Below are 25,924 nucleotides of genomic sequence, written 5' to 3'. Positions count from 1 at the left end.
CTTTAACCTATGATTAAAAAGGTTCGATAGGTACATATATATCAACTATATGTTTATCTTCGGGATGCTGCTTGGGATCATTTTTATATACTTCAAAAGGATACGAATCTCTCGGTTTATATCCGCTATTTGGAAGCCACTCACCGTATAAGAAATCCCATGCTCCTTTATATTCATCCTGAAATATTTCAAAATGCCCTACTGCATACTTTCCAGAAGGTATTACCATTATTCCAATATCACTCGTTTTTACTGCGGACGCATCCGGAATTGTTATACATAAACTTGTTCTTAAATGATGATCCTCAGTAAACTCATGATGATCGTGGTAAATGGTTAATACTTTCGTATCCCCAAATACATGATAGTTTTGCTCCGCTGCGTAATAAAATAATTTCTCTATCATTTCTGGAAAAGCTATAGTTAACTCCTCATATGTACCAATATGTCTTATGTATGCGACGTTTATATCATCCGCTGTTACAATTTCAACATTACCTCGAACCTTCTTACATTCATTGTATTGAGAAGCTCTGCTTACGTCTTTGCAATTCTTGCTATTGTCATTTCGATATTGAGACGGACTTACACCGTAATAATTTTTAAATGTTCGGGAGAAAACAGCTGAATCTGTGAATCCGAAGTGATACGCAATATCTGTAATCGTCATGTCTGCTCGATATGTAAGTAGATGTGTTGCCCTTTCTAGTTTCAAGCGATTCACATACCGAGATAATGGCTCATCAACTATTCCTTTAAAAATCCGATGAAAATGATACTTCGAAAATCCTGCTATATCCGCTAAATCTTCAATGGATAGTGAACTGTCTATGTTTGATTCTATATAATCTTGAACTGTATGTATGCGTCTTACATACTCATTTCTACTTTGAGAACTCTCCATATCCTTGCCTCCTCACAACAAAAAGGCTAACTTGGCGCTAGCCTACTTTTACACATGCTTTAAAAATAAAACTCTACTACCGCCGTTCCCGTCATAATTTGTATGTACCGATACACCTTCTATCTCATCATCTCCTGTATCAATTCGAAAACCGATTTCTTGATGAAACTGTATCGAGTTTTTATTAGTTGGTGACGTGATTGCTTTTACAACTTTACGGTTATTTGCACGAGTAATATCAAAGAAATAAGAATACAATGTCGATGCGATTCCTCTTCTTCTATACTTTGGATTTACACCGATAAAATGAACGTATGCTTCATCTTTATATGTTTGTGAAAAAAATCCGCATAAGAAACCTAACGTTTCGCCATCTTCTTCAATAATAAAACTCGTTTCTTGAAAGTGAACGAAAAACAATTTTGGCAACATAGCAGCCATGTCTCTCCCGCCCCACCAATCATTTAAAACAGAATGAATCTTTACATAATCTTCCCCTTGGATGTTTCTTACTTGCATATGTTTCTCCCTCTCACTCACTTCATTTTTTCATATATTTTAATTACGGTTTCTACTAAGAGAATGAATACCCAAATCCCGCAAAATACAAGAACAGACTGGAATATAGAACCTAGCATAACAATACTTATTAAACCTAATTCTGATCCTGAAATGGACATTTCATCAAATCCCATATTGTGTATAAATGGACCGGTTGAAAAAGCCATAAAAATAGATGCTATTAAATAAATCACACTCATTATTTTTAATATTTTTATAGAAAGATACGAAGTTTGTTCTTGCTCCACTTGTGATAATTCGATTTCCCCGCTCTCGATTCCTTTTTGCAAACAGTCCTCACATAAAAATTCTTCCTTAATTTTTTTACCACCATGCAATGCACCAGTTATTTCTTTACATCTTGAACATTTTCGATTTATCATATTTTTACCACTCCAATCTAATAAGATTATACTTATATAATTCTATTTTTACCTTAATATCCCTTTTATGTATTTTATAGAGAAAGATCGTGTTTTATGATTTCGAAACTCACATTTGGCTCGAAAAAATCTACCGTTCATTATGTATTAAGACCTAGTTGTTATGCGATTATTTTCCATTCATCTTCTTCAATGATTGCTGTTATCCAAAAAGGAGGCCGTTACTTTTTACCCGGTGGCGGTATGGAAGGTGATGAAACAAAAGATGCATGTTTGCACCGTGAACTACTAGAGGAATTAGGATGGGTAATTGAAATTGATCAATATATCGGTAATACAGCACGATATTTTTATGCGGAAAAGGAAGAAACATATTATTTAAACGATGGGTTCTTTTATATTGCGAACATGGTGCAGAAACAAACTGAAAACTGTGAGGATGATCATGTTTTACGGTGGATGTCTCCATTACTTGCTGTAGATCTTCTCCTTCACGATCATCAAAAATGGGCCGTTGAACAAGCGCTTTTATTACGAAAACAAAAATGATCTCCTTCTATATGAAAGAGATCATTTTTACTGTTAACTGACTTTTTTCAAATTGAGAGCAGGCTTTTTGATTCCGCCTTTTTTTACAACATATAGACCCACAAAGATAATAAGTCCGCCAACAAGTTGCATCATATTGATTTGCTCTCCAATTGTTACTGCTGCAAAGATCACTGCGAATAATGGTACGAGATACATATAAACCATTACTTTCGTTGAGCCTATTTGACTAATACCGACATACCACATTGCTAACCCAAAGATGGTCGCAAAGATGATTGAATATGCTAGAGAACCCCAGCTTGGCATGTCTACTGGCCACGTTAATGTGTTTACATTGAATAAACAGTATATAACAAGCGGTACAATTCCAATTAAAGTAGACCATGAAGTCACTCTCATTGCGGAGTATTTTGTAATAAGAGGTTGTGCTAAAATTGGATACCATCCCCAAGCAATTGCTGCGGCTAATCCAATTATATTTCCGAGCCACGCATACTCGTAAGTAGCTCCTCCTGTATGCCCTGTTAATAAAACGAATGCTGCACCAATAAACGCTACGATTGAGCCTATTTGTACTTTCATCGAAAAACGTTCTTGTTTGTGTAATACTGCTAATATCCCTGTAAAAATAGGTGACATCGCAATTAATAATGAGGCGTTCGTTGCTGAAGTATATTTCACAGATAGCATAAACATCGTTTGATACATTGCCGTACCAACGATACCGACTGCTATTAATCGTAACCAATCTTTTCTTTCAATACGTAATGAGCGTTCCATCATAAATGTAATAAGTAATAATACCGGAGATGCTACTAAAAATCGTAAACTATTAAATTGAATGGATGACATATATGCCACGCCATACTTTCCAATTGTATAATTTGCTCCCCATACTAATGCTACTGATACTAGGAGCCACTCCATTTGCCATCGTTTCATCCGAATCTCCCCTTCCATATTTAGCATAGTAAAATTGGCTGGATATAGCACCGTCCAATTGGCTGTTTTTTTCCTCAGCCAATTTGTTATACTGAATGTATATAAGAGATGCGGAGGCGTTTGTATGGAATGGAAGCTAGATAACGACAGTAAAATCCCAATTTATCAGCAAGTTGTTGACTTTATTGAAAAACGTATTACATACGGAGAACTTCCTCCTGGAAGCTTCCTCCCTTCAGAACGGAAATTAGCTACGCAATTAAATGTAAACCGAAGTACGGTAACGACTGCTTATAATGAGCTGCGTGCTATGGGAATTGTAGAAAGTACGACTGGTAAAGGTACACGTGTGAGTACACATATGTGGGGTGTTTCTCCAACATTAACGCCGAACTGGAGAAATTTCGTAGAAGGTGGTACTTTTTTACCAAACTTACCGTTACTTCGCCATATTCGGGCAGAAGTACAACAAAATGAAAATATTATAGATTTTGCAAACGGAGAGCTCGGTTGTAATCTCTATCCTCACGAGCAACTACAAACGATTTTACGAGAACAACCGTTAACGCATTCATTAAGTTATGATCATCCGCAAGGCTATCTCCCGCTAAGACAAGCGGTCGTAAAATATATGAAAGAATATTTAAAAGTTGAAGCGACTGAACAATCCATTATGATTACATCTGGCGCACAGCAAGCACTTCACCTTATCGTTCAATGTTTATTAAATCCCGGTGATGCTGTCGCTTTCGAAAGTCCATCGCACTGTTATTCCTTACCGTTATTCCAATCAGCAGGTATTCGTATTTTCCCATTACCTGTCGATGAACACGGTATTAATCCAGACGATGTACAAGAGTTATATAGAAAACATCGTATTAAAATGATTTTTTTAAATCCAAATTTCCAAAATCCTACGGGAACAATGCTTCATCCAAACCGTAGAAAAAAATTGTTATCACTTTGCGCAGACTTACGAATTGCGATTGTGGAAGATGATCCGTCCAGTCTACTTACGCTAGAAAAGAAACAACCTTGCCCTACTTTAAAATCAATAGATGAAAATGGGACAGTCATTTATGTACATTCCTTATCAAAAATGATTGCACCAGGCTTACGAGTTGGCTGGCTTGTCGCTCCGCAGTCTGTAGTAGAAAGGTTATCCGACGCAAGGCACCAAATGGAATTAGGAATGAGCATTTTCCCACAGTGGCTTATGCAACAATTTTTCGAAACTGTACCATTTCAGTCTCATATCGTACCGTTACGAAAACAATTAGCAGAAAAAAGAGACGTTATCGTTCGCGCCTTAAATGAGCAACTTCACGACAAAATCTCTTTTTCAAACCCGACCGGCGGTATATACATATGGGGAAAACTAAAAGAACCGATAAACGAAAAACAACTTATTATGCAAAGTTTAAAACAAGAAATCGCATTTATGCCAGGTAGTATTTTCGGTGCGAAAGATGGTTATATTCGTTTATCTTATGGAAAAGTGAATATTGATCAAATTGAGGAAGGTATTTCTCGTTTGCGTAAGGCTATTTTGGTTTGTGGAAAATAACTTTAAATAAAGCTTTCTCGTTTGACAAAAGAAAAATCTACCATTATTATCAACACGAGCCTAGTTATAGGAGTGATAAAAATGAAAATTTACGTTGATGCAGATGCTTGTCCTGTAAAAGATGTGATTATTTCCGAAGCTACGAATGTAGAAATCCCTGTTACCCTCGTTACTAGCTTTTCTCATTATTCTAATGCAGAACAGCCAACAGGCGTAGAAACAATTTATGTTGATTCTGGAGCAGATGCTGCAGATTACCGGATTATGCAGTTAGCAAAAAAAGAAGATTTAATCGTAACACAAGATTACGGTCTTGCTTCGCTTGCTTTAGCAAAAGGCTGTATCGTTCTACACCATAAAGGGTATAAGTATACGAATGAAAACATTGAACAATTGTTACAAACTCGGTATTTAAGTGCAATGGTTCGAAAAAGCGGTAAGCGTACAAAGGGACCAAAACCATTTACAGCAGAAGATAAAGAGAAATTTAGAGCGCTCTTTAAAAGTATGATTGCACTTTAGAAATGAACCGTCTATTTGCAAGGAAAACTTCGCAAAACAAAGAAGAGAATATCGAAATGAACATTCTCTTCTTGGGGTTTACCCTTTTAAAATGAAGGTAAATTATCTAAGTTATTTTCTTTTATTCCATCCGGTTCACTACGTATAATATCTCTACCATACTTATGAAATACGTCCACATGAGCTAACTTCCCTGATTTTGCTTCACTAAGAGCAGTCATATAATCTAACTCTCTCCCGCTACTTGTTTTAAAAGCTATTAAATCCCCATCGTCATTTTTACGAACGGCAACAATTTGTTCTTCTCCTGAATTGACTTCATGGTCTACTTCAAATTGCGCTTGCTCTTCTCCTTGATGTAAGTAATCATTATAAACTTTTTCAAAGTCTTTTTTGTCCATAAAACTCACCTCCAACTCATTTTATTAGTATGGTTGGGAGGTGTTGGTTTTATGTACCTTTTTATTACCGTAACAAGTCTTTACTACTCCAAATAAAGAATACTGGTCATTTTTTGTAGCCTAATACAAATCTATTTATAGTTCCTTACCTTCTTAATTTAAGCTAAATTTAAGTGTTAATATTTTCCTGACAACTTTATAATTGATTATGTCGAAACGAAATTTGAAATGGAGAATGGCTAAGATGAATATAGATATTAATCGTTTAACTGATATTTGTTTAGAGTATCAGCAATCTAGATTTTATGTTACTAGAATCCCTAAAGATTTCTTATCAATTGCCCAAAAACGTTTTTCTATACCAACGGATGATCAAATTATTGCTTTTTTAAGTTGTAATTTATTTGGATCAGGCAAGTATGGTGTTTACTTTACGAGTTCGGGTTTATACTGGAAAAATTGGTTATTAGGTAAAGGAAAATTGAAATGGGATCAATTAATTGAAGTGCAACAAATTGAAATTGATAAAGATGGTTTCTTATCTTTTGATGCACAAAAAAGCTTTAATATTAGCGGGAGTGATTATCCACCACTGTTATTTAAAGAATTACTTATAGCTCTTACAAATTCATTCCAAAATTCTAAACAACATGATATACATCCAGTTATAAAAATTAATGAGATAAAATCAATTTGCTCATTATTTGAAACATACAATGAATTATTAGAACCTGATAACGGATTATTTGTAGACACTCATATTTCAGACAAAAAGTTAAAAGCAATTGAGGCACGATTTATCGTTCCAAAAGAAGAACAAATCATCGCTTTTTTAGATACATCTGTCCTTGGGAATATGGGGAAAGGATCTGATGGAGTATTAATTTGTGAATCAGGTATATATTTTAGAGAAACCTTTGTACACTTATATTTCCCATGGCATGTCTTTAAAAATATCCCTATTACTTTAACTTCAGATGAATTTGAAATTGGAAAAAGAAATATATTTCATCTTCAACATGCTAGAATGGCTAGTCAAAATATTTTATTGTTCATTAAGAATTTAAAACAGTATATGAATAGTTTATATGAAGAAAATCCACAATTACATATTTAATACATTTCTTATTACATACAAGCACATGTATAGTTAAGTCGAAAATTTCAATTCAACTAAAAAACCGATTATTTTTGTAGAGAGCCTACATGTATAATCGGTTTTTACGCTTATTCTTTTCTTATATTTCTCTTTTTTAATACCTACACAAGCCCTTCAAAGTCTCCAATATATCATCTGTAAAGGCTGTACTACCTTCCGCCTCTAAAACTCTAAAATAAAAACTTCTTAAGAAAGTTCTAATATTTTGTACTAAAATAGCATGCTGCGGATGTCGGATGTCTTCAACAGTTGCTATACTATGTAGCCAGTTGCCCCACTCTTCTTCTGTTAAAAGATTTTGGTTACGTAACGACATAATTGGCGTTACTAATCTCTCATCCTCAAAGTGTATATATACGTAATCATGTAAGCGAACCTTCTGACGAACAGCAGCTAGTATTGCATATGAAAACTCACGATTTTGTATTGTACGTGCTAACGCATCGAGTGCATCAGCAGCGTGTGCTGTAGAATGTGCCCAACCTTTTCCTTCTACGTAGCCTCTTACATCTTCTTCTAAATATACATATTCCAGCACTTGTTCTGCTACACTGTACAGTTGTTCTTCGGATAATAACGGTTCTCTTTCATGAACAGATAAAATAAGTGGTGGAATTAATACGGAGAATGCACGTTTAAAAACAGAGTCTGTGCCCTTTTCACCAATTTTATAAAATAAATAATCAGGACTAATTGCTTGTAACATTAATCCTCTTAACTCTTTTTGTCTAAACACATCATTTGTAATCCATGTATGAAGCGTACTATAAATTAAATCATCGCGTAATTCAGCATCTGGTGATCCGATATAATCTAGCATCCACTGTGCATACGGATATGCATCTACATCTTCTGGTACAGCATAATTATTATTTTTAATTTGTAGTAGTTCTTCTTTTAATTCTAGTACTTCATTCATTATATTTCCTGTCCCCTTTTTACTTTATTAACATATTTTCGCCTTATCCCCTGTAATTACCTATCCTTATATGAACTTGATTCAATTATATATAATTTATCCTGATAAATAAAAGGAAATACATTAGAACATCGCAGTCTCTCACTTTGTTTACATGCATTTCATGTAAGTTTAAGTTATAAAATAAAGGATGTTTTTTCTTTTGTATTCACACATAGTTACAATCAAAAATTTAATCATTTTAGAACTTGTTTAATAAATTCTGTTTTAGCTTTTGTGTATGCTTCTCTATCTTGGTTAAATCTTTTAGCTAAATCTTGTTTAAGATTTGAATACTCATAAACTAATTGTGGATTTTCTCGTAAGCGGTTACGAAATAAAAGTTGTTGCTCCCATCGCTCAGTTCCTTTAACCATCAAATGCAGGTGCGCTACACGCCTATTATTCTTAACTTTCACAAAGAACCTTCTCCAAGGTCTTTCATCTAATTCTGGGCTTACATAATGCCAATTATATATGCCCAATTTCGCTGAAATATGTAGTACTCTATCAAATGAGTCTATTTCAGCCATTAAATCAATGATAGGTTTTGCAGGTAAACCAGGTATGGATGTACTTCCTATATGTATTACTTTGCTTATACCGTGAGGAGCAAGCAGTTCATATAGTTGCTGTTCTTCACATCGGCCTTTATCTTGCCAATCAGGATTTGCATTAACTATCTCTACTGACTCATTCGCCCACACAGGCCATTCGTTCGGATTATCTTTTTTATCCACCCAAAACATCACCCTTTCACAAATTTTTTGCTATATAAACGATATTAAATTCCTTTACATATAACTAACGGATCGTCAAAATTGCTATTCTGAAAAACAACATCCGCACACTCTTTCGGATTATGCTAGTTCGTTTGCAAATGTTGTTTTTCCTGAAGCTGTAATATCACTTACTCCAACTCTTATTGGATGTGTTAAATTTAATTTTAAAATATGATCTGCAATTTCTTTCATACGTTGTTTTCGGTTCATGATATTTCCTCCACACAACCAGTTTACATAATATTATTATGAGTGAGATTTTTTGTCACTATTTGTCGGTAAGTCGATATTCTTTGTCGAATCGTTGATATATCGAAAAAATCGTTGATATATTTTAAGTTACGATAGATATATTTGAAAAATCGTTGATATATTATGATTGGCTTACTTTCCCTTAAATCCTCGATATAAAGCAGTGCGTAACTCTTGTTTGTATTCTTCAATCTCTGGCATATTGAGTTCTTCTGCTAGCCTGATGGCCAATTCAATATCATACGGTACACGTACGAGTTGAATGGAAAAGCTCGCTGCTTCTTTTTTACCGTAAGTTCCTTCAAATATTAAATAGGACGCTTGTGTAATTTCAAGAGGATTACCTACACTACCAGCATTACATAACGTTTTCCCTCTGAAATTTTGAACGAATGCTTGGTGAACGTCACCGTAGCAAACGACATCTGGTTTTCTTTCTCCTTCTATATTCTCTGTGAGCTCACTGTTTTCGAACATACTAATACGCTCTTCTCTTGAGGCATGTGGTTGTATTCTTTCATATAAACTTCTTGGTGAGGCGTGGAACATACGAATCAGTTTGCCGCTCATAAAAAATTCGATTGAAAATGGTAAGCTTCTTAAATAGTCATTTTGTTCTTCCGATAATTGTTTTTGGTGCCATTTTAACGCTTCAAATTCAGTCGGTTTTGTAATAAAATCATCCCAGTTCCCCATTACAACTCCATCACATTCTTTACGAATGATTTCAATCACTTCGCTAGAATGGGGACCTTTTCCGACTAGATCTCCAAGACAAATAATGCGCTCGATTCCTCTTACTTTAATATCTTTCAGTACAGAATCTAATGCTGGAATATTACCGTGAATATCTGAAATTACCGCTATTTTATCCATATGAATCCCTCCATTACTTATTGTTTATTATATCCTCATGTTGTGATTGATACCATTTTGGAATATAGGTTGAAAATTGATTATGATCTTCTAAAATTCCGTTTAACCTTTCCTTCATATCATCTACTAAATGCGGCGTGCTTCGGTTTGTCCATACGATATCCGCTGGGAATGTCATTGCTGCATATAATGAGTACAGCTGCCAAAAGTGAAGCGATGGTTCGCCTCCGCAATAACCGTGAACTTGTCCAACCGCAAATGGTTTGCTTATTCTTGTAGTAAAAATCGCTACGTTATAGAAATCGTGTATTGGATCGCCAAAATCATATCCACCAAAATCGATAACGATAAATTCCTTATTATGAATCATACTATTTGCTGGATGGAAGTCATCGTGTAAAAATGTGATTGGGCGATTTTTCAATAATTGTTTATGCTCCCCTACAAAACTTAATACTGGCTTCAAATCAAGGAAGTCTATTTCATAGTTTGCTAACGCTTCTACGTATCTTTCGTATTTATTCCATCGAACCGTTTCCCATTTATTACTTGCACTTTCTCTTTCAATTGAGTGGATTCTCTTTAATACTTCCCCTGCTTTTCTTCCTGCATAATACTGTTCTTCCACCGATAGCTTCCCTAAACCTTCTTCACCATTTACACCTTGGGCCCATTCAAATACTTGAACACATTTATTTAAATCCTCCAGCTTTATAAAATGAATTAACTGAGGCGTAGGAATATGTAATAACTCTAATTGTTTCATATACGTATATTCTTCTTGTTTACGTTCAAAATGAACAGCATCACATACTTTTACAAAATAAGTTTCTTCGTTCTTTAATTCAATTTTATATTTCTCTTCATGTGAAAAACCTTTTGAAATAGCTGTACACTTTACAATACGAGGCCATTCTAGTTTTCTCTCTATCTCTCTAAGTATTTCCTTCACAACGTTCACCTCTATCAATATATGTACAAACTACCTAACACTTCATACTCTCGTTTATTTTCACCTTTAAACTCCACTGCAAATGGATATTCACCATGATTCTTCAAACGTTCTAGTACTAACCCTTCTCCTATTGGTTCACAAAACTGCACATGAACGTCACCAAACGATACGCTTTGACACTCTGCATTCCATTCTTCATTTTTAACGACCTGGCTTGCAGTTAGCCCCATTACTTCTTTCCATTTCCGCACCGTTTCTCGAACGCTTTTCACTGCGTAATGAATCGTTTCAATTTGTTGTACTTTGTTTTTATGTTCAGTGATCGTCCCTATGTTACGTAAATCGTTTCTTCTTTCTTCGTCCGTTTCATTCCATTGTATAAAGAAAGGTAATTTCGGTCCGTTCTCTTCTTGCTTTATAAATAACATTTTCCACTCTAAAAGGCGGCCATCTTTTCTCATACGTTTCCCTTCAAATGGTCCTATCGTATGTAAACCGTGCTTACTAAATTTATTTGCTAGGTCTTCAATGGCATCTGTTCGAATTGCAATTTGTAGCATTCCTTCTCCGTCTTGTAATTTCACTACTGTTTCTTGTACTAATGGATTGTCTGCTTTCTTCGCTTTTTCTTCATGCTGAACTGCTAAAAATTCTATATATGATAAATCAAAATAACTTAAACTATTCCAAGTACCCCAGGTCGTATGCTCTCCGCCTAGTGCAGTATGAAATCCACGCTCCTGCATTTGTTTTGCCGCTTCCTCCGGTGTACCATGTACTGCGTGTACGAGATGATCAAATCGTAACATGTCTTTCTCCCCTTTCTCTCCATCCTTTTATTGTATATTTTATTTTTCTTTCATTCAATTCAAAAAACTTTAAAACCCAGTTGATTTATACGATTAATATGTATTATAATAAAACAAATTTAATTATTGCTGATTGGAAAAACCAAAGGCACTTTTCTCATACGGGAAAAGTGCCTTTTTCATTTACTATTACAGGGGGATTATTTATGCAGAAATTAATTGTCTTTGCTATTATTGGATTTTTCGCTCAATTGATTGACGGAGCACTTGGAATGGCGTATGGGGTAACATCTACCTCACTTTTACTAATGTTTGGTATCGCACCTGCTGTCGCTTCCGCATCTGTTCATTTAGCTGAAGTCGTTACAACCGCCGCTTCTGGTGCATCCCACATCAAATTTGGAAACGTTGATAAATATACCGTTTCCAGGCTTACATTGCCAGGAGCAGTTGGCGCATTTATTGGGGCATGTTTTTTAAGTAATTTACCTGGCGATGTAATTAAACCGTACATTTCCGTATTTTTATTTATTTTAGGGGTTTATATTTTATTACGATTCATCATTCAAAAACAAATTGTCACTTCAAAGAAACGTATGTCTGCTAAACAGCTTGTTCCGCTTGGCTTATTCGCTGGATTCGTTGATTCAACTGGTGGTGGTGGCTGGGGTCCAATTACGACACCTGTACTTTTAGCAAGAGGAAACGAAGCTAGAAAAGTTATCGGCTCTGTAGATACGAGTGAATTTCCTGTTTCACTCGCTGCAACAATTGGATTTTTCATTTCACTTGGCTGGGAACAAGTAAGTTGGGTTTGGGTATTTTCTCTCATGCTCGGTGGTATCGTTGCGGCACCAATCGCCGCGTGGTTAGTGCGCATCGTACCTTCTCATTTACTTGGCGTATTAGTTGGTGGCCTTATTATCTTTACAAACATTCGTACACTGCTTACTACATTTAAAGTGGATCCAACTATTATTTCACTTTCTTACGTGGCAGTTGGTCTTGTCGTTATTATTTCTATTTTCATTGCTGTTCGCAATCATTCCAAACATTCTAACGCATCGACCGCCGGATATCCGAATGATCAAAAGCAAATGCTACCATAACGATAAAAATACCGCCCGATATACTTCGAGCGGTATTTTTTATTTTTCCATTCTCCAATTAATCATTGTCTCTGTATTGCCAATTCTCTTCATATGTAATTTCTCTAATACACGAATCGATCCATCATTTTCTAGAAGTGTCTCTGCAATAATTGTTTCTACCTGTTCTGTTTGAAAAGCCCAATTTATTAATTCTCTTACAGCTTCTGTTGCATACCCTTTATTCCAATATTTCTCAATAAATCCATAACCAATTTCTACTGTATGTTCCTCATTTGGTTTCCCTTTAAACCCTACATCACCTAGAACGATGTCATCTTCTTTTCGAATGACATACCACGCGCCCCAAGGTAATAAATCCTTATCTTGCTTTATATTTTCTACATGCCCTACAATATGTGGACCACTATTATACCCTTGCTCGTTAGCAACGTGAATACTCTCTTCTGTACACGGCACTATATAGAGCCTTTCTGTTTCTAATTTCATGTTGATTTCCCCTTTTCAATTAAACAATACCTCAATTTTATCAGAAATAAAAAGAATATTCATTCTATTTATCAGATTTATAACTTATTCTTTGAAACGAATTTAAGGAATAATCCTCTTTTGATAGTTATGTCGAATTATATTTTCTGAATTTTCTTTTAATTTTAAAGGGTTTTTCAATATTTTTTGCGAAACATTTGTATAACAATTTTTTCTTTGCTTATTGCTACATAATAGTAGGTTCGGGTGGAGTTATGCAAGCGTTTCCTATACAATAACCGATATTTTTTGACTTTTCCTAACAAAATCCCTTGCAATATATTCAGAAACTCATTACAATTGCCATATATTAAATATCTTAGCAATATATAAATCCTCATCAATCCGATGAGGTAGAGGTTGCGACTTTTAAGAGTAAAACGGACGAGACACAGAGAATGTCACTGACTCCGTTTGAAAGGAAAAGTTGCCGAAGTTTATATTTCTTTTCTGGAAATATGAGCTGGGGCTGTCTCCGAAAGGAACAGAACTGTCACGTTTACAAAATTACCGTGTAAACGTGGGGTGCTATCTTAACGGAAGGGTATGATGGGGTGGTTATTTGTGAAACGTTCCGCCTAATTCCTTTGGCGGTTTTTTGTATTTTTCTCCCCCGCTCCTTCCTAACCTACAAGAAAAGGAGTGTTGAACATGAATAGCGCAACAAATCAATCTACCTCTAAAACGCAAACTACACAAGGACAAGGTGAATTAAAACGCGGATTAAAATCTCGTCACCTTACGATGATTTCTCTCGGTGGTACAATCGGTACCGGACTATTTCTTGCCAGCGGTGGTGTCATCCATTCAGCTGGTCCTGGCGGTGCACTAATCGCATACGCCGCAATTGGAATTATGGTGTATTTCTTAATGACAAGCTTAGCTGAACTTGCAGCTTACATGCCTGTTACTGGATCTTTTAGCACGTATGCAACAAAATTTGTTGATCCATCACTTGGCTTTGCACTTGGATGGAACTATTGGTATAACTGGGCGATTACAATTGCGGCAGAACTAGCGGCCGTAACATTAATTATGAAATTTTGGTTCCCTGATACCCCTTCCCTCATTTGGAGCGGATTATGTTTAGCTATTATTTTCCTTTTAAACTACTTATCTGTTAAAGGGTTTGGTGAATCTGAATATTGGTTCGCACTTATTAAAGTAGTTACTATTATTATCTTTTTAATTGTCGGCTTTATGATGATTTTTGGAATTATGGGCGGCGAGACTGTTGGCTTTAAAAACTTCACTGTTGCAGATGCACCATTTAACGGTGGTATTATGGCAATTATCGGTGTATTTATGGCAGCTGGTTTCTCATTCCAAGGTACTGAATTACTTGGGGTAGCTGCTGGTGAAACTTCTGATCCAGAACGTAATATTCCGAAAGCAATTCGTTCGATCTTTTGGCGTATTCTTTTATTCTATATTCTTGCGATTCTCGTTATCGGTTTATTAATTCCTTATACAACTGAAAGCCTTGCCGCAAGTGATGTAACAGTAAGTCCATTTACACTTATTTTTGAAAAAGCGGGCGTTGCCTTTGCTGCTTCTGTTATGAACGCTGTTATTTTAACGGCAGTACTATCTGCTGGTAACTCTGGAATGTATGCATCAACTCGTATGCTTTGGGATTTAGCTCGCCAAGGAAAAGCACCGAAGTTTCTTGGTAAATTAGATAGCCGCGGTGTACCTGTTAACGCATTAATCGTAACATCGATTGTCGGTAGTATCGCTTTCATTGCTTCTTTATTCGGTGACGGTGTTGTATATATTTGGTTATTAAACGCATCTGGAATGTCTGGCTTTATAGCATGGGTCGGCATTGCAATTAGTCATTACCGTTTCCGTAAAGCATATATCGCTCAAGGTAAAGATTTAAAAGACTTACCATATAGAGCAAAATGGTTCCCGTTCGGTCCAATCTTCGCATTTGCACTTTGTGTCATCGTAATTTTAGGACAAAACTACGGCGCATTTATGGGCGAAGCAATCGATTGGAACGGTGTACTCGTTTCTTACATCGGTTTACCACTCTTCTTAGTACTATGGTTAGGATATAAATTTACGAAGAAAACGAAAGTGATTCCACTTGATAAATGTGAATTGAAATAAAGTGAAACGAGCAAACAAATATGTTTGCTCGTTTTTTATTCCAATGCTTCTCCCTTCCCTATTGCTCCTGTTTTTGCAATAATAAAGGAAATATAAATAAAGGTTGGGATACCATGAACATTCGCATTACTGATGAAGCAAAAGCAGCTATACATAGATTAGAACGTGAAGACAAAAAAATCATTCGCATTAGAGGAACAATGACAAACTCTTGTAGTATTTTCGTTGATGTTGATTTAATTTTGGATACATATGATGCAGATGATGTTGTATATGAAGGTGCTGATTTTATTGTACAAATGGATTCATTTACGAAAGACTACACTGGTGATACGGTGAAACTTGATTATAAGACGACAGGTTTTAGTATTACGACTCCGAGTGAGACTTTAGTTTATGGATTGTCGATAAAAAAATAAAACTTGTTCTCAACTGACCACTGAGGTGAAAAAAATGGGTAAATATGTTCCATTAAAATTTTTATTTAACGAAGAATTGGCAGAAAAAATGGCTGATTCTATTTGTAAACACGATCCTACTTTCTCTAAAAGAAACTTTGTATCTTCCGTAACATGTAAAGTTGAAAATTTAGAGTTAAAGCAGCGTATTGAAGTAATAGCAGATGAATTACACAATGCTTTACAAAAAGATTTTCATGCAGCAATACATATTTTACTGAAAACATTGGGGCCAGAAAATACAACAGAAGTAGGCACATTTACAAACGGATATATGTACATGCCTATCGCAAAATACGTTGAAAAATATGGACTTAACGATTTTGACTCCTCTTTCAACGCCATGTATGAAATAACAAAAAGGAATACTGCTGAATATGCCATTCGGCCTTTTCTTGAAACATATCATGAAGATACACTAGACATATTACAACAGTGGATTCATGACGAAAACAGCCACATTAGAAGATTAGTTTCTGAAGGTACAAGACCAAGACTTCCTTGGGCTAAAAAAATTGGAGCTCTAAAAGGTGACTTTAAGAACAATTTACAACTTCTTGAACCTTTAATGAATGATCCGTCTAAATATGTCCAAAAATCTGTAGCCAATCATATCAATGACATTACGAAAGAAAATAAAGAACTCGTTTTTCAATGGTTGCAACAATTGCGTGATAAACAGCATCCAGTTAATCCTTGGATTATAAAACATGGGTTACGAACGGTTATTAAAAATGGTACTTTACCAAAAGATTTTTCTTTTTGAGTATTTTAAACAAAACCGCTTATGCTTCAAGAATGAAGTATAAGCGGTTTTTCCTTTTGAATAAAGCAATAATAAACGTAAAAAGTGCTTTAAAATTCTTCTTTATACCTTTATTTTACTAGCTCTTCTATGTTATCATTTTTCTTGATTTTTTCTGATGATAGCCAGAGTGAATAACTTGTTCCATCCTTGTTCCTTAAAAATATGTTAAATTCCTTATTATATAGTTCTTCTTTAAGAATAGTGACTACCTTTCTCAAATCCTCTATTACATAGGAATCATTTCTATATTTTATCTCACTGTCATTGAAAACTAAAGTCAATTCATACTCTAGACAGTTGCCGTCTTTCGGCTGTGAACAAGTAATATCTTCAATTACAAAACGATCATTTTGAATTTCATTTAACCTTTCGCCTACTTTTGTTTCAGTTTGAATCAAATATGTCCAATAACCTCTTACAGTGTTTTTCATTGTTAAAAGCAGTTCTTCTTTCGTTATAGCTTTTTGCACATTATCAAAAGGTAAGCCTATAGATTCACCATTATGATCCTCAATTTCAAGTTTTGTTATCTTTTTATTACTCTTCTGAATGAATTGGAATAGAGCATATAAACGATCTAATTCTTTTGATTCAAATTGACTGTAATCAATCTTGTCACTCGTTTTTAAAGTTAATAATAACTTATCAGTTGGTTTCTCCTCTATATAATCATCATCCACTATATATTGAAAAACATTTTTATTTTCAGGTTCCACGTAACCTAATTTTTTAATTTCTTCTAGCATGGGTTTGAATTTCTTATATTCCTCATATGTTTTTTTCCCGTATTGATATTCATCCCCTTTTATTCTTGAATATAAGAAACCATCTACCTCTACTCTAAATTGAATATTTTTATTATTTTTTGCTTGAACAGTATGATATGTATGTCCCATATTCCCTTCATGTATAGCACCCCAATCTGTTACAATCACATCAATTCCGTGCTTTTTTTTCACATATTTTTTCACCTGATCTTCATCTTCATAATTACAACCACTTAAACATAAGAAACATAACAATAGCAACATTACATTTTTCATTCTTTTCATATAGCACCTTGCCCTCTTCCTTGCATAAGAAATGTTCGCTAATTAAAGACTGTATAAAAAAGAGAATAATAACACCTATACATTATTATTCTCTTTTTTATAGAAACGGGTCGAATCACAGGCAATACCCCATCCTATAACGATTAATGTTACAGATAATAACTTAAGGCCCGTCTTATATATATAATCCAAATCTTTAAGGTAAACAAAAGATATTACTCCTAATACAGCACCCACTATCCCTAGAATCAAACCCTTATACTTTTGTAAAAACATCTTATTCCCCCTTTCGTACAAACTAAATATTCCATATATAAACAATACTAAATTATGGAATATTTTCAAAGAATAAAATTTTTATATTCAGTATATATATATCAATTTCTTATATAAATAAAAACATCCCCATAGATAAGTAAATCTAAAGGGAGTGAACGGTTCCACTTTTTTATAAACAGTACGACTTTATTGTTATGTAACAGAAATGTGAAATATCTTGGCACAATGCAGTTTCACTATATAGCCCATCCAAAATTTAGTTGTACTCTCACCTTGCCTTATAACTTCAAAGGATTTCCACTCGATTATCCCGAATATACAAATAATCACTCTATCAAGGAGCGAATTTATATGAATCTATTCGAACATGAAACGTAAAACCGTTCCACTTTAATAAGAGGTCCTCCTTTTTTCTTTTCTCATCATATCATTTACTTACAAAATAGGAGGATACAATTATGAAACGTGATCCATTATTTTTAACTTTATTAGAAAGTGCAAATACACATTTTAGCGGCTGGGATTTTTCTTTCATTTCAGAAACGGGTCGAATGAATAGCGAGCCTTTATCGTGGTCGTACGGCAGCACTGCTTTCCAGCTTATGCAGCGTGCAAAATCAATGCTTGATATGGGCACTGGCGGCGGAGAATTTTTATCTATGTTACAACCGTTCCCATCAACTATTTTTGCGACTGAGGGCTATGCTCCAAACGTGCCAATTGCTCGGAAGAAATTAGAACCTTTAGGGGTTACAGTTATAGAGGTAACGGATGATACTGCTTTACCATTTCAAGATGGTCAGTTTGATTTCATTATAAATCAGCATGAATCATATGCTGCCTCTGAGGTAAACAGAATCCTTTCTCCAAATGGAATTTTCCTTACACAACAAGTTGGTGGTCTCGATTGTGCGGAACTAAATGAGCAGTTTAGCGCACCGCTAAATAGCGAATTTGCAAGTTGGTCGCTTGAAACGGCATGTAGTCAATTAGAGGAAAATGGATTTACTATTTTAGAAGCAAAAGAAGAGTTCCCTTTTCAACGTTTTTATGACATTGGTGCGATCGTCTATTATTTAAAAGCAGTTCCGTGGCAAATTCCTGATTTTACTGTCGAAGGTTACTATGAGGAATTATATCGTATACATGAGATCATCTTGCAAAAAGGATATTTTGATGTGAAGCAACATCGTTTTATGATTAAAGCGATTCGCGGTTAATCATGGAGCATATGAAAAAGAGATGGATCTACCATCTCTTTTTTTATTTTCACTCAATATTTTCTATATTTAAACACTTCGTTTCACAGTAATAGCCTTTGCCACCAACATAAACTTTTTCTATTTTATTCTCGCTATCGGTTGCTAATTTAACTAATATTTCGGAAGGCGAGTGTAAAGAATAACCTTGTTCAAATACATAAACTTCTTTTTGTAAGTAGCGCTGTTCATAAAGGTAGCAAGCTAATGCACCGTTTGAAGTTCCAGTCGCTGCTTCTTCATTGATATCGTATAGCGGAGCAAAGTTTCTGCATATAATTCGATTGTCATTAAAAGTATATAGATGCATCCCGACAACATTATAATACTTGCTGATTTCTTTAATTTTTTCAAAATTAGGTTGCATTGTATGTAATTGTGTTTCGCTTTTTATAGGAATTAAAATATCTTTTAAGCCCGTGGAGACAATTTGAATTGGGTATGCATTGTCTATATCTTTAATGTCAAAGCAGTCGATAAACTCATTTGGAGATATAACATCATAGAATATCGGTTCGTTTTGTTCCATGAATATGATGTCATCTTTTATGGTAATAGTAAGAACACCGCTGTTCGTTTCAATCGTATAGCGATTCTTGAAAAGTTTATTTACATGCATCAGTATCGCGAAAGAGCCAATTGTGGCATGACCACATAAATCAACTTCCTCTTTTGGTGTAAAATACTCAAATTTATAATCAGCAATTTCGGACTCTGATATAAATGCAGTTTCCGCATAGCCCAGTTGTTTGGCTATTGCCATTTTTTGAGTAGTGGTCAATGTATTCTCCATAAATACTACTCCTGCTTTATTTCCGCCTTTATGATCCTTGCTAAATGCACTTGCAACATAAACAGATATTTTCATAAGACACCTTCCTTCCTCACTTATAGTAAATTGTAGCATAGAACGTACTACGTATATATATTGTTGGATAAATTTTCTATAAAGCAAGAGACAAACTATTTTTTTAGTATCTGAACTCTCCAAAAATAGTTTGTAGCGCCTCTAGTTCGTTAAGTAAGTTCGCTTCTCGCAATCGCATCAGCTAATGTAATAAGTTGCTCGTGCGTTATCTTTCCGGCTAACTTTTCTTTTATAACTTTTTCCATTTCTTTTGTAATGGTCATACCTTCTAGTTCTAGGCTCGCTTTAGCTGCCTCGAAAGCTTTATTCAGTTCTTCCTCGCTTTTGAATGCCATAGTTTAAGTTATCTCCTTCACATCATTTTCATTTCCTTTTCTAATGAAGCAAATTGTATACTTATACATACGTCCATTTCCTTCCCTTTACACATGAGTTATTTAGCTTATTTTTAAGTGAAAACACTCGCCTTACAATTCCTTATCACATAATATATAGTACAACTTTCATACGTAAGCACTTTACGTAAAGCGAAAGAATCCTTTTTAGAAAGGAGAATTAACATCGATACTATAAGCAATGAATTTCTAAAACTTTATTACGACAGCAACGTTTGGTTACATGATACACACTGGCTTGGGGTCCCCATTTTCAAACTTCCCTCTGATCTTTTTTTGTATCAAGAAATTATTTACGAATTAAAACCCGATTTAATTATTGAATGTGGCACTTGTTATGGTGGTAGCGCATTGTATTTAGCTTCTATATTAGATTTAATTGGAAAGGGTCACGTTGTTACTATTGATATATTCCCTCAACCAAATCGTCCATCCCATGACCGAATTACGTATGTAACAGCTTCTTCTGTTTCTGTACATGCCGTTCAAACTATATTAAATATGCGCAAACCTGATGATGTGATTTTAGTTATTTTAGATTCTAATCATAGTAAAGAGCATGTATCAAAAGAACTTTTACTTTATAAATCTATCGTTACTACTGGTAGTTATATTATTGTAGAGGATACATCTATTAATGGAAATCCTGTTTCTCCCGATTGGGGCCCTGGCCCAATGGAAGCTGTAGAAGAGTTTTTAGCTAAAAACAACAACTTCATAATTGATGAATCTAAACATAAGTTTTTCATATCATTTAATCCAAAAGGTTTTTTAAAGAAGATAAAGTGAAACTTTAATAAGTGGGGGGGTCATCCCCACTTATTATTAGTTGAACCAATCGGGCTTTTACGGGCAGTTGATCTCCCACCTAACTCCTTTGTACAGCTGAATTTTGAGGTGGGGGGGCTTACTGCCCGTTAATGCGGGGTAAAGTGAAACTTTAATAAGTGGGGTTGTGTATAACCCCACTTATTCTATAATCTTCATTTTTGAAAAAGGATAATATACAAATTCCACTTTGCCTATTATATTATCTTCTTCAATATATCCTAAGCCATTTCGACTATCTCTACTAAGTTCACGGTTATCTCCCATTACAAATAATTTATTTGGCGGGATTTTCGTCTTTTGAAAGTTATAAAACACTTGCGTATTATTGAATAAATCTTTATTTGTATACGGTTCTTCTTGCTTTTTATCATTCAAATATACTGATCCATTCTTTATGTTAATTACGTCACCAGGAAGTCCTATTACTCGTTTTACATAATATTTCGACTCATCCTCTTCCTTTATAATGACAATTTCTCCGTGCTCTAAATTTGAAAAATGTACTGCTGCTTTATTTACAAATACGTAGTCTTCTTCATATAAAGTCGGTTGCATCGATTTCCCTTCCACTTTACATAAAGTAAAAGAATGATAGGCTACTACCAAAACAAACACGAAGAGTATGTATTTCCCCCAGCCTCTTTTAATCTCCTGTTTCATATCCATTCCCACCTTATTTAAACGCTTTTTAACTCAAAAAATATATCACTGCACAATATGTCTCCATGCAGTGATACTATTTTTACTGGGCCTTGTTCGGTTGTTCTACTGGGACTGGATTTCCACCCGCTCTTTTCGTTTTCAATTCAAAATACGCATCCAAAATCTCTTTACCAATCGCGGAATTAATTCCTGATTTGTCATCATTCACCCAAGGTACAACAACTGAAAAAGCTACTTCCGGATCAGCATCATATGGTGCATAACCGGCAAGAGTTAAATTATAACATTTTTTCCGGTTATTGTTTTCATCTCTTCCAATATCACTTTCTCCACCGTATACAGTTTCAGCTGTTCCTGTTTTTCCAGCTGGTTTATATGGTAATCCTTTAAACGTTGCCGTACCTGTTCCGTCAGTTTCTTGAAAAACTCTTCTAAATCCTTCTTTTACATGATTAATGTATGAAGTGTCCATATCCACTCGATTTAAAATAACTGGTTCAATAGACCGAACAACTTTTCCAACATCCTCTGGTCTATGTGGTTGCTCTCTCACTTCTTGCACAATTTGTGGTTTCATTCGGTATCCGCCGTTTGCAATTGTTGACATATATTGAGCAAGCTGAAGCGGCGTATATGTATCGTACTGTCCAATCGCATAATCAAGTAAAAAGCCAGGTATGTTATCCGTTCTACCCATTTGACCAATCGATTCATTCGGCAAGTCAATACCAGTTGGTACACCTAAGCCAAACTGTCTAAAGTAGTAACGCATTTTATTAAATGTCTCTTTTTTAATATCTAACGGATTGTTTGGCACATAATTAATACCTGCCATTTTTAATGCTGTATTAAACATATAAACGTTTGATGAAACTTGTAAAGCTCTTAAATCATCAATATCACCAAAATCTTTCCACGATTTCTTTGGCTTAGTACTTCCTTTAAAATACATTGGTGCATCAAAGAAATGCGTATACGGCTTAATTGTTTCAGTTTGATATCCGGCTAATAACGTAGCCCCTTTCACAGTTGATCCTAACTCATAAGAACTTGTCATCGTTCCTAAAGCGAAGTCTTCTATTTGCATTCCGCCATCTTTATTTACAATTTTCTTTCCTGCCATTGATAAAATTTGGCCGTTTTTCGGGTTCATCATTACAACGAACGCGCGATCCATCATCGGCTCTGCAGAATGAAATGCTCGTAAATTCTTTTCAAGACTTTCCTCTACTTTTTTCTGTAACTCCATATCTACTGTTAACATTAAATTATTTCCACTTTTTCCTTCAGTCACCTTTTCTGTCCGAATAATATTTCCCGCTTTATCCGTAATATTTTTAGACTGTTCTTTCGTTCCATGTAATGCATCTTCGTACTGTTTCTCGATGTAACTCTTACCAATGCGATCATTTCGGTTATAATCACGCACTAAATAATAATCTAACTGTTCTCTCGGCAAGCCCTCATTTTCAGTCGAAACGCTACCAAGTATGGAACGAAGTATTTTATCATTTGGGTATTCACGTTCCCAATCCACTGTCGTATCTACTCCTGGCAAACTTGCCAATCTTTCACTTACGATTGCATATTCATTTTGACTTACATCTTTTTTAACAATTTGCGGCGTCATTTTATATCCCGCATTCATCCTACTTTTAATTGCTAGTACTTCTAAATCCTCTTTTGATAGTTCGCTTAATTCTTCTAGCGTAATTCTTTCACGGCGCAACTCTTCAACTTTTTTATCTAATTCTTTCCCTTCTATCTCTTGCTTCCTAAATGCACTCTCATCTTCTTTCGTTACTTTTTCTGCTGCTCGTTTTTCATTTAACTGCATCCAAAAATCTTTTTTATCTGTTTCTGTCAACTTATTTATATCTTCTGGCGACATTTCAATTAGCTGTGCTAAGTTTCTTGCTACTTGTAAAACTTCTTTCGAATCTACTCCTTTCATTTTCGTATATGTAACGGTTCGTAGCGGTTTGTTATTTACAATCACTTGACCTTGCCGATCAAACATTTTTCCTCTAGGAACAGGCGTGCTTACCGTTACATCTTCCTTTTTGTTCACTTCATTTCTATACGTTTCGCCATCAATGATTTGTACTTTACCTAATTGAATTATAATAGCTGAAAATAAAAGAAAGACGATAAAAAATAGTACATTTAATCGAAAAGGAATATGAGTCTTTTTCTTTTTCGATTGTTTCTTCTGCTCCTTTTTCTGTCTCATTTCGCTCCCTCGCTTCATTCTATTAACATTTCTACATAGAACCATTATGTATCAAATTTATTTATATGATATATATAGAATTTTATATTAATTACTAAAGAAATAAAAGATTTAATTTTCAGTTTTTTAATTTTATGTCCTATTTATTACCATTCCCCTTAATTCGTCATAACATGAATTTTATTCAAACAAAAAACTGAGGTGTTCTCTATACACCTCAGTTTTTCATAAAAATAATAACTTATTTAACCGACGATACACCTTCAACAAACTCACCAATCTTATTTTGAAAAACAAAATCAAAGTTATATTCTTGCCCTGTTAACTCTTCATTTACTAAAATGGTCGTTGCCCCTATTTCCCTCTTTGCAATTTGCGGGAATGAAGCGACGGGTTGTACTTTTAATGACGTTCCCATAACGATAAGTACATCTGTTTCATATAAACGTGTTATCGCATTTTGATATTGCGGCAATGTATCTCCGTATAAAACAACGTCTGGATTTAAAATGAAATTACATTTCTGACAGCGAGGCACTTCATGATCAATCATATACTGCAAGTCATATCCCGCTTTACATTTTGGACAATGCGCTGTTTGCAGTGTTCCATGTAGATCAATAACATGTTTACTACCACCTAATTGATGTAAACCATCAATATTTTGCGTTAAAATTGTAATATCTTTCCCTTGCTCTTCTAATTCAGCTAAAAAGCGATGCCCACGATTTGGTTTATATTGATGAAACGTATTAATTTGAAATATTTCTTTATAATGCTTCCAAAATTCTTTCGGGCTTCTATTATAATATCCTCTTGATAAATACATCTCGACATTCGCATCAGCATACAATCCATTTGCTGAACGGAAATCTGGGATACCACTTTCCGTACTTGCTCCTGCACCTGTTAACACTGTAATTTTCTTCGCTTGCTCTAAAATTGAACGTACTTCTTCAAATTGCTGCACAACAATCACCTCTATGTATTTTCCTATTCTTATTATACCAGTTGTTTACAGGAGGTGTTGTACAATTCATTCTACTTAATGCGTCGTACCTCCAACTTCCACAATATCCACCTCAACTATCGTCGTTACCTCAATCGCCAATTCTATCCCTTTACTAATAGTAGTAAGTGACATACTCGGTTGGCCTGGATAGTTACTCGCTTGCTCTGGTAAAAACGGAATATGAATAAATCCGCCTTTCATTTTTGTATCATGTTTCTCTAGTTCATGCATAAGACCATAAAAGATGTGATTACAAACGAATGTACCTGCTGTTTGTGAAACGGAGGCCGGTATGCCTTCTTCTTGTAGTTTTTTTACAATTGCTTTCATCGGAAGTGTAGACCAATAAGCAGCTGGTCCTTCTTCTATAACCGGTACATCTACCGGCTGATTCCCTTCGTTGTCAGCAATTCTTGCATCATCAATGTTAATTGCGACACGCTCTACCGTAATATCTGGTCTACCCCCAGCTTGTCCGATACATATAATTATTTCAGGGGTTAGTTCTTCTATATATTCTTTTAAAACTTGTATTGATTTATGAAATACGGTCGGTACTTGTTTACTAATAATCTTGTACTCTCCGATTGTTTTTTCATGCAAACTTTTTGCGACTTCCCAAGCTGGGTTGATACTTTCTCCGCCGAACGGATCGAACCCTGTTAATAATACTGTTTTCATAGTTTTA

Annotated in this window: 30 protein-coding genes and 1 riboswitch; of the genes, 10 read left to right on the top strand and 20 right to left on the bottom strand. The window is 34.9% G+C overall.

What is annotated here, in order from left to right:
• Window positions 1-13: 13 nt before the first annotated feature.
• Genes QEP67_RS12525 through QEP67_RS12515 form a run of 3 tightly spaced genes read right to left on the bottom strand, consistent with a single transcriptional unit; the run spans window position 14 to window position 1,848 of the window.
• A complete protein-coding gene (locus QEP67_RS12525; RefSeq protein WP_064460325.1) occupies window positions 14-904 on the bottom strand; it encodes a GyrI-like domain-containing protein in 891 nt (296 codons plus the stop codon).
• Between the two features lie 48 nt (window positions 905-952).
• Entirely contained in the window at window positions 953-1,423 is a 471-nt protein-coding gene (locus tag QEP67_RS12520; RefSeq protein WP_001198088.1) for a GNAT family N-acetyltransferase, read from the bottom strand.
• Window positions 1,424-1,440: 17 nt separating this feature from the next.
• Window positions 1,441-1,848, bottom strand: coding sequence for a DUF3980 domain-containing protein (locus QEP67_RS12515; RefSeq protein ID WP_000610477.1), 408 nt, complete (start codon window positions 1,846-1,848; stop codon window positions 1,441-1,443).
• A 96-nt stretch (window positions 1,849-1,944) separates the two neighbouring features.
• Here QEP67_RS12515 and QEP67_RS12510 point away from each other — a divergent pair, with 96 nt between their 5' ends.
• Entirely contained in the window at window positions 1,945-2,397 is a 453-nt protein-coding gene (locus QEP67_RS12510; RefSeq protein ID WP_048566140.1) for an NUDIX hydrolase, read from the top strand.
• Between the two features lie 33 nt (window positions 2,398-2,430).
• On the opposite strand, the gene QEP67_RS12505 is transcribed toward QEP67_RS12510, so the two are convergent.
• Window positions 2,431-3,342, bottom strand: a complete 912-nt coding sequence (locus tag QEP67_RS12505) for a DMT family transporter (protein WP_048566139.1) — start codon at window positions 3,340-3,342, stop codon at window positions 2,431-2,433.
• 124 nt (window positions 3,343-3,466) lie between these two features.
• On the opposite strand from QEP67_RS12505, the gene QEP67_RS12500 reads away from it, so the two are divergent.
• Entirely contained in the window at window positions 3,467-4,909 is a 1,443-nt protein-coding gene (locus QEP67_RS12500; protein WP_064473326.1) for a PLP-dependent aminotransferase family protein, read from the top strand.
• Window positions 4,910-4,990: 81 nt separating this feature from the next.
• Window positions 4,991-5,431 carry a YaiI/YqxD family protein gene (locus tag QEP67_RS12495; protein WP_000708783.1) on the top strand — a complete coding sequence of 147 codons (441 nt, stop codon included), beginning with the start codon at window positions 4,991-4,993 and terminating at the stop codon, window positions 5,429-5,431.
• A gap of 86 nt (window positions 5,432-5,517) precedes the next feature.
• Here the strand turns inward: QEP67_RS12495 and QEP67_RS12490 are convergent, their stop codons facing one another.
• The gene (locus QEP67_RS12490) at window positions 5,518-5,832 is read right to left on the bottom strand and encodes a DUF3892 domain-containing protein (RefSeq protein WP_000358168.1); all 315 of its coding nucleotides are present in this window, start codon (window positions 5,830-5,832) and stop codon (window positions 5,518-5,520) included.
• A gap of 244 nt (window positions 5,833-6,076) precedes the next feature.
• On the opposite strand from QEP67_RS12490, the gene QEP67_RS12485 reads away from it, so the two are divergent.
• Window positions 6,077-6,949, top strand: a complete 873-nt coding sequence (locus tag QEP67_RS12485; protein WP_001017828.1) for a hypothetical protein — start codon at window positions 6,077-6,079, stop codon at window positions 6,947-6,949.
• A gap of 136 nt (window positions 6,950-7,085) precedes the next feature.
• On the opposite strand, the gene QEP67_RS12480 is transcribed toward QEP67_RS12485, so the two are convergent.
• The 6 genes from QEP67_RS12480 to QEP67_RS12455 all read right to left on the bottom strand — a co-directional run bounded on the left by QEP67_RS12480 (window position 7,086) and on the right by QEP67_RS12455 (window position 11,623).
• Window positions 7,086-7,910, bottom strand: coding sequence for a DUF2785 domain-containing protein (locus QEP67_RS12480; RefSeq protein ID WP_001006675.1), 825 nt, complete (start codon window positions 7,908-7,910; stop codon window positions 7,086-7,088).
• A 236-nt stretch (window positions 7,911-8,146) separates the two neighbouring features.
• Window positions 8,147-8,689, bottom strand: coding sequence for a GrpB family protein (locus QEP67_RS12475; RefSeq protein ID WP_000358205.1), 543 nt, complete (start codon window positions 8,687-8,689; stop codon window positions 8,147-8,149).
• A 120-nt stretch (window positions 8,690-8,809) separates the two neighbouring features.
• Window positions 8,810-8,941: a hypothetical protein gene (locus QEP67_RS12470; protein ID WP_002108108.1), complete on the bottom strand. Its 132-nt coding sequence runs from the start codon at window positions 8,939-8,941 to the stop codon at window positions 8,810-8,812.
• Between the two features lie 174 nt (window positions 8,942-9,115).
• A complete protein-coding gene (locus QEP67_RS12465; protein ID WP_000357620.1) occupies window positions 9,116-9,859 on the bottom strand; it encodes a metallophosphoesterase family protein in 744 nt (247 codons plus the stop codon).
• Between the two features lie 13 nt (window positions 9,860-9,872).
• Entirely contained in the window at window positions 9,873-10,811 is a 939-nt protein-coding gene (locus tag QEP67_RS12460) for an aminoglycoside phosphotransferase family protein (RefSeq protein ID WP_000658975.1), read from the bottom strand.
• A gap of 14 nt (window positions 10,812-10,825) precedes the next feature.
• Entirely contained in the window at window positions 10,826-11,623 is a 798-nt protein-coding gene (locus QEP67_RS12455) for a VOC family protein (protein WP_000943356.1), read from the bottom strand.
• A 98-nt stretch (window positions 11,624-11,721) separates the two neighbouring features.
• Here QEP67_RS12455 and QEP67_RS12450 point away from each other — a divergent pair, with 98 nt between their 5' ends.
• Window positions 11,722-12,732 carry a sulfite exporter TauE/SafE family protein gene (locus QEP67_RS12450; protein ID WP_002108107.1) on the top strand — a complete coding sequence of 337 codons (1,011 nt, stop codon included), beginning with the start codon at window positions 11,722-11,724 and terminating at the stop codon, window positions 12,730-12,732.
• 39 nt (window positions 12,733-12,771) lie between these two features.
• On the opposite strand, the gene QEP67_RS12445 is transcribed toward QEP67_RS12450, so the two are convergent.
• Complete coding sequence (locus tag QEP67_RS12445) at window positions 12,772-13,221, bottom strand: GNAT family N-acetyltransferase (RefSeq protein WP_000764612.1); 450 nt, start codon at window positions 13,219-13,221, stop codon at window positions 12,772-12,774.
• Window positions 13,222-13,606: 385 nt separating this feature from the next.
• Window positions 13,607-13,799: riboswitch (Lysine riboswitch) on the top strand.
• Between the two features lie 112 nt (window positions 13,800-13,911).
• On the opposite strand from QEP67_RS12445, the gene QEP67_RS12440 reads away from it, so the two are divergent.
• The 3 genes from QEP67_RS12440 (at window position 13,912) to QEP67_RS12430 (ending at window position 16,602) form a co-directional block, all read left to right on the top strand.
• Complete coding sequence (locus tag QEP67_RS12440) at window positions 13,912-15,378, top strand: amino acid permease (protein WP_001083383.1); 1,467 nt, start codon at window positions 13,912-13,914, stop codon at window positions 15,376-15,378.
• Between the two features lie 113 nt (window positions 15,379-15,491).
• Window positions 15,492-15,797 carry an iron-sulfur cluster biosynthesis family protein gene (locus tag QEP67_RS12435; protein WP_001026171.1) on the top strand — a complete coding sequence of 102 codons (306 nt, stop codon included), beginning with the start codon at window positions 15,492-15,494 and terminating at the stop codon, window positions 15,795-15,797.
• 34 nt (window positions 15,798-15,831) lie between these two features.
• Complete coding sequence (locus QEP67_RS12430; protein WP_000521706.1) at window positions 15,832-16,602, top strand: DNA alkylation repair protein; 771 nt, start codon at window positions 15,832-15,834, stop codon at window positions 16,600-16,602.
• Between the two features lie 110 nt (window positions 16,603-16,712).
• On the opposite strand, the gene QEP67_RS12425 is transcribed toward QEP67_RS12430, so the two are convergent.
• Complete coding sequence (locus tag QEP67_RS12425) at window positions 16,713-17,696, bottom strand: hypothetical protein (protein WP_000827142.1); 984 nt, start codon at window positions 17,694-17,696, stop codon at window positions 16,713-16,715.
• A 75-nt stretch (window positions 17,697-17,771) separates the two neighbouring features.
• Entirely contained in the window at window positions 17,772-17,972 is a 201-nt protein-coding gene (locus QEP67_RS12420; RefSeq protein ID WP_000479693.1) for a hypothetical protein, read from the bottom strand.
• 461 nt (window positions 17,973-18,433) lie between these two features.
• Between QEP67_RS12420 and QEP67_RS12415 the strand changes: the two genes are divergently transcribed.
• A complete protein-coding gene (locus QEP67_RS12415) occupies window positions 18,434-19,195 on the top strand; it encodes a class I SAM-dependent methyltransferase (RefSeq protein WP_000817581.1) in 762 nt (253 codons plus the stop codon).
• A 49-nt stretch (window positions 19,196-19,244) separates the two neighbouring features.
• On the opposite strand, the gene QEP67_RS12410 is transcribed toward QEP67_RS12415, so the two are convergent.
• Window positions 19,245-20,102 (bottom strand): PhzF family phenazine biosynthesis protein, encoded by an 858-nt coding sequence (locus QEP67_RS12410; RefSeq protein WP_000704332.1) that lies wholly within the window; start codon window positions 20,100-20,102, stop codon window positions 19,245-19,247.
• A 149-nt stretch (window positions 20,103-20,251) separates the two neighbouring features.
• Window positions 20,252-20,437, bottom strand: coding sequence for an antitoxin VbhA family protein (locus QEP67_RS12405; protein ID WP_000874723.1), 186 nt, complete (start codon window positions 20,435-20,437; stop codon window positions 20,252-20,254).
• 225 nt (window positions 20,438-20,662) lie between these two features.
• Here QEP67_RS12405 and QEP67_RS12400 point away from each other — a divergent pair, with 225 nt between their 5' ends.
• On the top strand, window positions 20,663-21,286 hold the full coding sequence (locus tag QEP67_RS12400) for a CmcI family methyltransferase (protein WP_353706630.1): 624 nt from the start codon (window positions 20,663-20,665) through the stop codon (window positions 21,284-21,286).
• Window positions 21,287-21,466: 180 nt separating this feature from the next.
• On the opposite strand, the gene lepB is transcribed toward QEP67_RS12400, so the two are convergent.
• The 4 genes from lepB to pcp form a co-directional block, all read right to left on the bottom strand.
• Complete coding sequence (gene lepB / locus QEP67_RS12395) at window positions 21,467-21,988, bottom strand: signal peptidase I (RefSeq protein WP_000806884.1); 522 nt, start codon at window positions 21,986-21,988, stop codon at window positions 21,467-21,469.
• 82 nt (window positions 21,989-22,070) lie between these two features.
• A complete protein-coding gene (locus tag QEP67_RS12390; protein ID WP_001249200.1) occupies window positions 22,071-24,224 on the bottom strand; it encodes a penicillin-binding protein 2 in 2,154 nt (717 codons plus the stop codon).
• Between the two features lie 241 nt (window positions 24,225-24,465).
• Window positions 24,466-25,194, bottom strand: a complete 729-nt coding sequence (locus tag QEP67_RS12385; protein ID WP_064460340.1) for an NAD-dependent protein deacylase — start codon at window positions 25,192-25,194, stop codon at window positions 24,466-24,468.
• A gap of 75 nt (window positions 25,195-25,269) precedes the next feature.
• Window positions 25,270-25,917 carry a pyroglutamyl-peptidase I gene (gene pcp / locus QEP67_RS12380; protein WP_353706589.1) on the bottom strand — a complete coding sequence of 216 codons (648 nt, stop codon included), beginning with the start codon at window positions 25,915-25,917 and terminating at the stop codon, window positions 25,270-25,272.
• Window positions 25,918-25,924: the final 7 nt, after the last annotated feature.

Origin of the sequence: Bacillus cereus group sp. MS39, from assembly GCF_040448665.1 — a bacterium.
In the GTDB taxonomy this organism is placed as follows: domain Bacteria; phylum Bacillota; class Bacilli; order Bacillales; family Bacillaceae_G; genus Bacillus_A; species Bacillus_A wiedmannii.
This window is presented reverse-complemented; position numbering and strand designations above follow the sequence as displayed.

What these genes read in the sequence shown, in the direction of transcription:
- QEP67_RS12515 (WP_000610477.1), bottom strand. Translation starts at nt 1,848, where the DNA reads ATGATAAATCGAAAATGTTCAAGATGTAAAGAAATAACTGGTGCATTG.
- QEP67_RS12490 (WP_000358168.1), bottom strand. Translation starts at nt 5,832, where the DNA reads ATGGACAAAAAAGACTTTGAAAAAGTTTATAATGATTACTTACATCAA.
- QEP67_RS12450 (WP_002108107.1), top strand. Translation starts at nt 11,722, where the DNA reads ATGTATTATAATAAAACAAATTTAATTATTGCTGATTGGAAAAACCAA.
- QEP67_RS12420 (WP_000479693.1), bottom strand. Translation starts at nt 17,972, where the DNA reads ATGTTTTTACAAAAGTATAAGGGTTTGATTCTAGGGATAGTGGGTGCT.
- QEP67_RS12410 (WP_000704332.1), bottom strand. Translation starts at nt 20,102, where the DNA reads ATGAAAATATCTGTTTATGTTGCAAGTGCATTTAGCAAGGATCATAAA.
- QEP67_RS12520 (WP_001198088.1), bottom strand. Translation starts at nt 1,423, where the DNA reads ATGCAAGTAAGAAACATCCAAGGGGAAGATTATGTAAAGATTCATTCT.
- QEP67_RS12480 (WP_001006675.1), bottom strand. Translation starts at nt 7,910, where the DNA reads ATGAATGAAGTACTAGAATTAAAAGAAGAACTACTACAAATTAAAAAT.
- QEP67_RS12390 (WP_001249200.1), bottom strand. Translation starts at nt 24,224, where the DNA reads ATGAGACAGAAAAAGGAGCAGAAGAAACAATCGAAAAAGAAAAAGACT.
- QEP67_RS12505 (WP_048566139.1), bottom strand. Translation starts at nt 3,342, where the DNA reads ATGAAACGATGGCAAATGGAGTGGCTCCTAGTATCAGTAGCATTAGTA.
- QEP67_RS12500 (WP_064473326.1), top strand. Translation starts at nt 3,467, where the DNA reads ATGGAATGGAAGCTAGATAACGACAGTAAAATCCCAATTTATCAGCAA.
- QEP67_RS12485 (WP_001017828.1), top strand. Translation starts at nt 6,077, where the DNA reads ATGAATATAGATATTAATCGTTTAACTGATATTTGTTTAGAGTATCAG.
- QEP67_RS12435 (WP_001026171.1), top strand. Translation starts at nt 15,492, where the DNA reads ATGAACATTCGCATTACTGATGAAGCAAAAGCAGCTATACATAGATTA.
- QEP67_RS12465 (WP_000357620.1), bottom strand. Translation starts at nt 9,859, where the DNA reads ATGGATAAAATAGCGGTAATTTCAGATATTCACGGTAATATTCCAGCA.
- QEP67_RS12445 (WP_000764612.1), bottom strand. Translation starts at nt 13,221, where the DNA reads ATGAAATTAGAAACAGAAAGGCTCTATATAGTGCCGTGTACAGAAGAG.
- lepB (WP_000806884.1), bottom strand. Translation starts at nt 21,988, where the DNA reads ATGAAACAGGAGATTAAAAGAGGCTGGGGGAAATACATACTCTTCGTG.
- QEP67_RS12525 (WP_064460325.1), bottom strand. Translation starts at nt 904, where the DNA reads ATGGAGAGTTCTCAAAGTAGAAATGAGTATGTAAGACGCATACATACA.
- QEP67_RS12510 (WP_048566140.1), top strand. Translation starts at nt 1,945, where the DNA reads ATGATTTCGAAACTCACATTTGGCTCGAAAAAATCTACCGTTCATTAT.
- QEP67_RS12415 (WP_000817581.1), top strand. Translation starts at nt 18,434, where the DNA reads ATGAAACGTGATCCATTATTTTTAACTTTATTAGAAAGTGCAAATACA.
- QEP67_RS12470 (WP_002108108.1), bottom strand. Translation starts at nt 8,941, where the DNA reads ATGAACCGAAAACAACGTATGAAAGAAATTGCAGATCATATTTTAAAA.
- QEP67_RS12440 (WP_001083383.1), top strand. Translation starts at nt 13,912, where the DNA reads ATGAATAGCGCAACAAATCAATCTACCTCTAAAACGCAAACTACACAA.
- QEP67_RS12455 (WP_000943356.1), bottom strand. Translation starts at nt 11,623, where the DNA reads ATGTTACGATTTGATCATCTCGTACACGCAGTACATGGTACACCGGAG.
- QEP67_RS12425 (WP_000827142.1), bottom strand. Translation starts at nt 17,696, where the DNA reads ATGAAAAGAATGAAAAATGTAATGTTGCTATTGTTATGTTTCTTATGT.
- QEP67_RS12430 (WP_000521706.1), top strand. Translation starts at nt 15,832, where the DNA reads ATGGGTAAATATGTTCCATTAAAATTTTTATTTAACGAAGAATTGGCA.
- QEP67_RS12495 (WP_000708783.1), top strand. Translation starts at nt 4,991, where the DNA reads ATGAAAATTTACGTTGATGCAGATGCTTGTCCTGTAAAAGATGTGATT.
- pcp (WP_353706589.1), bottom strand. Translation starts at nt 25,917, where the DNA reads ATGAAAACAGTATTATTAACAGGGTTCGATCCGTTCGGCGGAGAAAGT.
- QEP67_RS12405 (WP_000874723.1), bottom strand. Translation starts at nt 20,437, where the DNA reads ATGGCATTCAAAAGCGAGGAAGAACTGAATAAAGCTTTCGAGGCAGCT.